Annotated in this window: 1 protein-coding gene; it reads right to left on the reverse strand. The window is 49.2% G+C overall.

What is annotated here, in order from left to right:
• Window positions 1–597: LamG domain-containing protein (locus RJ47_RS16475; RefSeq protein ID WP_039485343.1), on the reverse strand; the 597-nt coding region annotated here is incomplete at both ends.

A 597-nucleotide genomic window follows, 5' to 3' on the forward strand; every position in this document is an offset into this window, starting at 1 on the left:
TACTCGGCTGAAGTTGTAGTACGCCACAACATCTTGCTCACCAGAAAGCGGAGGGGTCAGCATGTAGCTTTGGACTTCGGTATCTGTCAATCCCCGCGACCACAACTGGACATCGTCAAAGACTGCATCCATATGGTCTTGTACTCCGGCATAGTGATTTAATGCCCCTATCAAGAGGTTATGACCATTGCCCTCATTAAATATGCCCGAGAAGGTCTTAAATTCCTTACCGTTGATGTAGACGGTGTAGTTATCAAAAGCACCATTCTCTACTCGCACTAAAGCCAAATGCACCCATTCATCCGCAGCAAACGTAATATCGTCGTATGAAATGGAGCCGCTACCACCGCCAGCGTACATATCGCCATCTTTATCAATGCCTAAGTACAGCCCTTGCTTCGTTCCTCCGTAACTCCCCATGCGCTGGGTCAACCCCTTCACTTGACTGAACTTCACCCAACTCATCAGCGTCATCGACTCGGTCGCTTGTGGGGTGTTGCCAAGTTGCATAAAGGCTTGATTACCACGTAAATCTAGCTCGTGGTCACCGTTGGTAATGGAGATGCCAGCTTCTGCATCTGCTGCGGCCTGAGCTAA

Origin of the sequence: Vibrio sinaloensis, assembly GCF_000808535.1 — a bacterium.
Classification (GTDB): domain Bacteria; phylum Pseudomonadota; class Gammaproteobacteria; order Enterobacterales; family Vibrionaceae; genus Vibrio; species Vibrio sinaloensis_D.